Here is a 6,269-nt window from a genome sequence, read left to right as displayed (position 1 = left end):
AATACCGAACGCCTGCCTGCGCTGCAAAATGCAACACACCCGTGATGGAGGGCTCCTGCACAGCAAGCTGAGCAAGGGCTGCCATGTCTGACAATTCAAGCTGATGAAAAACAAACTGTGGCTGCTGCTGCAAACGGGCCAGACGCGCCTGTTTCAATGCAGGGCTATAATAGGTGTTCAGGTTATCTACCCCGATAACCCGTTCCCCTCTTGCCAGAAGCGCCTGACTGACATGGTAGCCAACAAAGCCAGCCGCCCCTGTTACAAAAATCGTCACGTTCTTGCCTCAATACACCCCCAAAAGTGGGGTTGTGTATATCCTCTACCTTTTTCCGAACTGTCTCAAACGGTCGGGGAAAAGGTGGTGTCAGGATTTTTTCTCCAAGGACGGGGCTTCCACCTTGTCCCCTACGGTTATACCCAGCCGCGCCGTTACCCCACCAGCCAGTTCAAGCGTAGCCGATACCGGACCATGACTGCTGATATGAGCCAGGCTGCGTGGAACAGCATTTTCCGCAATCGCCTGAATACGATGATCGGGCGCTATGAAGACGATATCCAGCGGAACAAGCGTGTTTTCCATCCACATATCACTCTGCTGGGGGGCTGCCCAAAGGAACAACATGCCACTGGTATCTGGCAGAGTAGTGCGGAACATTTCTCCCACCTGCTGCTGGCGTGGCGTACGTGCCAACTCCACTGAAAACACATGCCGACCGCTGGCAGACACAATTGCCAGATTTTCACGCGGCAAAACAGGCTGGGCCTGCGTTGGTTCGCTCATATCTTCCGTGCTGGCCATGGCGGTGGCACCCAATACCCCACCTGCCAGAAGGCAGGCCGCCACCACACCAAGAATACCCTGTCTCACTCACGAACTCCTAATCAACCGGCACAGAGAAACGGATTGTTCATACGTTCAGCACCCAAGGTACTTGAGCCGCCATGCCCCGGCATAATCACAATATCATCCCCCAAGGGAAGCAGTTTTTCTTTGATAGACCTTACAAGAAGATCTCCGTCCCCGTAAGGGAAGTCTGTCCGCCCAATTGTGCCCCGAAATAAGGTATCCCCCGCAAAGGCAAATTTTGCTGCTTTATCAACAAATACCACATGGCCGGGGGTGTGGCCGGGCACATGAATGACATCAAACGTCCGTCCGGCTGCCTGTATCTGTTCACCTTCTACAACGTAACGATCCACTTTGGCGTTTTCCAACCCTTCCAAGCCAAAATGACGTGCCTGGTTTTCAATGGAGGACAAAAGAAAACCATCCTCTGCCGTAGGGCCGATGATGACAGGTGGGGCTTTTTGTTGTTTAGCCAGCAAACGGGACAAGGCAGCCACACCGCCTGCATGATCAAGATGGCCATGTGTCAGCAGAATGGCCTCAACATTCAGACCGTTCTGCCGAATGAATTGGCCTAGCACACCCGCATCCCCACCAGGGTCCACTACCACGGCATGACGGGTTGCTTCATTCCACAACACAGAACAGTTCTGACGAAACGGCGTTACTGGGACTACCTGCAACTGCATGCCAGAATAGGCTTGGTGCAAAACTGTTCTCCTCCTTAATTTTACAACCCACAGAGTCAGAACGCAGGCATAATCCTATAGGCTTTCACGCGCCAAACTATTCGAAAGGCACATTCGCTGCGTTTACTGGCGTGCTTCCCGCACGGCGTCCATAAAAAAACTGCCAGATGCAAAGCTCTGGCAGTTTTGTGACACACTTAATATATGCCGAAGCCCCTTAGGCAGGAAGCTGCCACCCGGTAGCCGGAATATCAAAGTGGCTCCGCAGATCATGCGCGGGAATGTTTGTGAGATCCTTGGGGAAGCTCTTGATCAGTTTGGCTTCTGCAGGCTTGCTGAGATGCGTGCGGATTTCATGCAGAACGGGGGCGGGAGCTGCCAGCACGAACCCGTCAATCTGCCCGCCCTTGTTTACAAGCGCATTGATGCGGTCTGCCACAACACGGGCAAACGCGTCTTTCGCGTTATCCGCCGGCGTGGAGCCGGAAGGAACTTTGCCGGGCGTGCCTTCATGATCATGCGCATCAAAATCCTGCACATCTCTGAATTCACCCTGTGCATCATGCAGAAAACGAACCTTGCCGCCATCTGCCACAACGTAGATTACGCGACCGTCTCTTGACTCTGCCATTTTATAGCATCCTTACTTTCTTAAATAACACTCTGTTGTAACGTAGTGTTCTTTCCTGAGGTATCAAGGGGGCACGCACTGGAGAACCTCTGATCCAAGCAGGCCTGCCCCTTGTTTCAGTTGTGTGCAGGAAACACGCATTTGTTATAAACTGGAGAAATGACCGTCCAGCCTCAACCCCACCTGCCCGTGCTGCCCCTCACGTCCCGCCCGCAGGTCATGACCCCACTTGACCACGCTCTGACCTGGGTGCTGGCAGGCCAGAAAGTTGCGCTGGCGACGGTGGTCGGCACATGGGGCAGCTCCCCGCGCCCTGCGGGTAGCTTCATGGCCATCAGCGAGACAGGCCGCGTGGAAGGGTCTGTTAGTGGCGGCTGCGTGGAAACGGATGTGATAACCACCGCGCAGGCCATTATGGATGGCGCACCTGCGGAGATTCTTTCTTATGGTGTCAGCAGCGAACGGGCATGGGATGTTGGGCTGGCCTGCGGTGGCAAGCTGGATGTGCTGGTAGAAGCCGTTAGCAGCCCGTCCTGCCCGACGGGCACCTTCCCGCTTCACCTTCTGGAACAGGCCTGCGCCTTTCTGGCTACACGTAAACCGGCAGTAATGATGCGCTCACTGGATGCGCAACACCACCGGCTTTTGGACACACATCACCGCAGCCTCCACCCTGATGCCTTGGCCTATGCAGTAGAAGAGTGCCTGCGCCATGGCACATGCCAGACTGTTTCAGAAGAAAATGGAGCGGACTGGTTTCTTCAACCCCTTACACCCCCGCCGCGTCTGTTGATTGTCGGTGCGGTTCATATTGCGCAGCATCTGGCACAGATGGCCCTCATGACCGGGCTTTCCCCATTGGTAATAGACCCACGCACAGCCTTAGCTACTCCGGAGCGCTTCCCCGGCTTTGTTCCGGGGGAAACACTCATTACCGAATGGCCGGATGACGCACTGGACGCGCTCGGCGTGGATGGCATGACCGCCATTGTCACCCTGACCCATGATGCCAAGCTGGACGACCCTACTCTGGAAGCCGCTTTGCGTGGTCCTGCATTTTACATCGGGGCGCTGGGGTCTCGCAAAACGCAGGCCAGCCGCATGAAACGGCTGAAAGAAGCAGGATTTTCTGAGCAGGATCTAAAACGTATTCATGGTCCTGTCGGGTTGGCCATTGGGGCTATAGGGGCGGAAGAAATTGCTCTTTCCATCCTTGCGGAAATTGTTGCGATCCGTCGCGGAGCCGCCCTTGCCGAGCGCCCCGGATGGTAAAGCCTAACACCGCCTTCCGGCCCATAGCGCTGGTGCTGGCAGCAGGACGATCCTCCCGCACGGCACCAGACCACAAGCTGCTGGCACACGATGCCGCAGGCCAGACCATGCTGGCCAGAACGGTCTCAACGGCCCTGCACAGCAATGCGGAGCAGGTTGTTGTGGTTGTGCCACCAGACAAACCTGAACTTTCCGCCCACCTGAGCAACACGTTCCAAAACGAACAGAAACTGCATTTATGTCTCGCGCACGATGCGGCTGATGGGCTTTCAGCTTCTCTCCGCGCCGGAATTGAAGCTGCAGAGGCTTTGAAGGCTTCGTCCGTTCTGGTGTGTCTTGCGGATATGCCCCTTGTTTCCACCGGGCTACTGAACGCGCTGTTAGCGGAACACAGACGTCACCAAGCTGCTGCGACGGCACCCGACCGAGGGGGGCGCCCCGGAAACCCGGTTGTGTGGAGCAGCACGGAATTTGCAGCACTGAAGCAAATACGGGGCGATAAAGGCGGACGCGCCCTTCTTCAGGCGCTCGGTCAGAAAGTGCATCTTGTGCCTGCCCCGCTTGAAGAGCTCGTCGATTTTGATACGCCTGAACGATTGGCGGTCTATGCTCGCCTTCCCGCACAGTCTGGTTGACCGCCACGCGCTTACCCGAGACACTGCCCCAACGGAGCAGCACTGTGCTGCCTCTGTCACTGCAAAAACAAGAGATTTTTCATGAGCAAGATTCTACGCACAAACCCCAGCCCCATTCTGTCCTCCGTGGTGGAATATCATGGTTTTATTTTCACGCAGGGCGTGGTCGCCCGGAATCTTGATCTGGACATTGAAGGCCAGACCAAAGACGTTCTGGAGCAGATTGACGCCCTGCTGGAACAGCACGGCACAGACAACACCCGCCTGTTGCAGGCTCAGATCTGGCTGAAAGACATCAATGATCGCAACGCCATGAACAAAGTCTGGACAGCGTGGCTGCCGGAAAACCATGCCCCTGCCCGCGCCTGCGTACAGGCCGCCATGACCGACCCACGCGTGCTGGTTGAAATCATGCTGATTACAACAAAATAAGCCTGCTTTGCTTCGGCGCGGGGCAGGACGCACCACGTGGTATCTGCGCCACAGTTTTGCGACTCCCTCCTGCCGGAGCCACACTCTGTTTTTTATGGTTTACACTTCCACAGAGACGGAATTTTGGCAGATTCATGGCTTACTATAGGATTTTATTCCTATTTTTACTTCCAAACCACCCCTCCTTGTGCAAACCCGAAAAAGAGTGTTTTTGCTCCGCATTGAGCGCTTGCCTGACCTGCACAGATGTTTATACCTAAGCGAAGACAACTCTTAAGCCCGTGATGCAGGAAAGGTACGCTGAGATGCGAGATGGACGGCCTGGTGCTTTTAAACTGAAAATGGCCGTTGTTTCGCTTCTGTCCTTATCCGCCTTTATACAGCCGGCGACCGCTAAAAGCCGGCACGCAGCACACCGGCATGCTGCTCCCCACAAAATGACATTCACTGCTGCGTCCTATCATGGCTCTGCCGGACGTTATGCAGCAGGCCGTTGGCACCCGGCAGCAGGCAGACACTGGCATCGGGGTGGTTACGCTACCGGGCATGTCATTCAGTGCGTGGCGTATGCTCAGACTGCTTCAGACGTTATGTTGCATGGCAATGCCCGTGACTGGTGGCACAATGCGGCTGGTGTGTATGAACGGGGCTCTGCACCGGAACCGGGCAGCGTGCTGAATTTCCGCAGCACGCGCCGTATGCCGCTTGGCCATGTGGCTGTCGTGCGGAATATTGTTGATAGCCGCACCATTGTTATTGATCAGTCCCACTGGGCCCAAAATGGCATTAGCCGGAATGTGCAGGTCATTGACGTTTCTCCCAACAATGACTGGTCAGCCGTTCGTGTTGCTCTAAACAACCGCTCTGGTGGGTTTGGCTCCATTTATCCCACATACGGCTTTATCTATGGGCGCCGTCCAAGTGGCAGCAACCACGCCAATGACGTGATGACCGCTTGGGCCCATAAGATGAACACACAGGCTGGCGCCACTCAGCTTGCACAGGCTCCTGCTACCGCCCGCCCCATCACCAGCGGCGCAGAAGAAGACGGTATTACCTTCGATAGCCAGAACTGACGTTTCCAAGTTCTTCATTCAGAACGTTACAAAACACCGTCCGTTTCTCTTCGGGCGGTGTTTTTTATTTGAGCCTGCTCAGGCGTGACCCGTCTGCCCGGTCAGCCGCACAGGATCTATATCAATCGCAGCCAGAGCCTGACGCCATTTAGCGCCGTAATCCTGCCCAAACACGATCTCACGTGATGGGGGTGCCAGCAACCAGGCATCATGCCGGAAGATTTCCTCTTCCAACTGCCCCGTCCCCCAACTGGCATGCCCCATGGCCAGCAGGGCATCTTCTGGGCCACTTCCTTCTGCAATATCCTTCAACACATCCAGACTGGCAGTAAGGGTAACACCGCCAGTAACAGACAAGCTTCCTTCGCTTTTCCAGTCTGAAGAGTGCAGCACGAACCCGCGTGTTTCATCTACCGGCCCACCTGCACATACCCCAATGCGGCGCAGCGGCGGAATGGGGCCTATTTCCAGTTGCTCCAGAACATCGTCCAACCCCGGTTTGGGGAGGCGCCGATTGACCACTAATCCCATGGCTCCGCCCTCATGAGCATGAGCACACACGTAAATGACTGTCCGCGCAAACGGTGTATCGCCCAAAGCCGGGGATGCCACCAGAAGAAGCCCAGTTAATGAATGACCTGGTTGTATTGACTGTTGAAGAAGGGAGATATGCTTGAAAGCCAT

At 55.5% G+C, this 6,269-nt stretch carries 9 protein-coding genes (1 of these 9 only partly in view); 4 read left to right on the top strand and 5 right to left on the bottom strand.

What is annotated here, in order from left to right:
- From QWU00_RS10850 to QWU00_RS10835, 4 genes are all read right to left on the bottom strand, one after another.
- Positions 1–277: the beginning of an NAD-dependent epimerase/dehydratase family protein gene (locus QWU00_RS10850; protein WP_035382416.1), read on the bottom strand. It extends 704 nt beyond the left edge of the window; only the first 277 of its 981 coding nucleotides appear in the window; its start codon is at positions 275–277; the stop codon falls past the left edge of the window.
- 90 nt (positions 278–367) lie between these two features.
- A complete protein-coding gene (locus tag QWU00_RS10845) occupies positions 368–802 on the bottom strand; it encodes a DUF192 domain-containing protein (RefSeq protein WP_262411442.1) in 435 nt (144 codons plus the stop codon).
- Positions 803–885: 83 nt separating this feature from the next.
- A complete protein-coding gene (locus QWU00_RS10840; protein ID WP_035382418.1) occupies positions 886–1,539 on the bottom strand; it encodes an MBL fold metallo-hydrolase in 654 nt (217 codons plus the stop codon).
- Between the two features lie 217 nt (positions 1,540–1,756).
- Positions 1,757–2,170 carry a host attachment protein gene (locus tag QWU00_RS10835; protein ID WP_035382419.1) on the bottom strand — a complete coding sequence of 138 codons (414 nt, stop codon included), beginning with the start codon at positions 2,168–2,170 and terminating at the stop codon, positions 1,757–1,759.
- Between the two features lie 159 nt (positions 2,171–2,329).
- Here QWU00_RS10835 and QWU00_RS10830 point away from each other — a divergent pair, with 159 nt between their 5' ends.
- From QWU00_RS10830 to QWU00_RS10815, 4 genes are all read left to right on the top strand, one after another.
- The gene (locus QWU00_RS10830) at positions 2,330–3,442 is read left to right on the top strand and encodes an XdhC family protein (protein WP_392388298.1); all 1,113 of its coding nucleotides are present in this window, start codon (positions 2,330–2,332) and stop codon (positions 3,440–3,442) included.
- Positions 3,436–4,077 carry a nucleotidyltransferase family protein gene (locus tag QWU00_RS10825; protein WP_052051571.1) on the top strand — a complete coding sequence of 214 codons (642 nt, stop codon included), beginning with the start codon at positions 3,436–3,438 and terminating at the stop codon, positions 4,075–4,077. The genes QWU00_RS10830 and QWU00_RS10825 overlap by 7 nt, the downstream gene beginning before the upstream one ends.
- Positions 4,078–4,158: 81 nt before the next feature.
- On the top strand, positions 4,159–4,509 hold the full coding sequence (locus QWU00_RS10820; protein WP_035382420.1) for a RidA family protein: 351 nt from the start codon (positions 4,159–4,161) through the stop codon (positions 4,507–4,509).
- Positions 4,510–4,790: 281 nt separating this feature from the next.
- A complete protein-coding gene (locus QWU00_RS10815; RefSeq protein ID WP_187668624.1) occupies positions 4,791–5,585 on the top strand; it encodes a CHAP domain-containing protein in 795 nt (264 codons plus the stop codon).
- Between the two features lie 78 nt (positions 5,586–5,663).
- Here the strand turns inward: QWU00_RS10815 and QWU00_RS10810 are convergent, their stop codons facing one another.
- The gene (locus QWU00_RS10810) at positions 5,664–6,269 is read right to left on the bottom strand and encodes a YqgE/AlgH family protein (protein WP_052051572.1); all 606 of its coding nucleotides are present in this window, start codon (positions 6,267–6,269) and stop codon (positions 5,664–5,666) included.

Source organism: Acetobacter tropicalis, from assembly GCF_030644465.1.
GTDB classification, from domain to species: Bacteria; Pseudomonadota; Alphaproteobacteria; order Acetobacterales; family Acetobacteraceae; genus Acetobacter; species Acetobacter tropicalis.
This window is presented reverse-complemented; position numbering and strand designations above follow the sequence as displayed.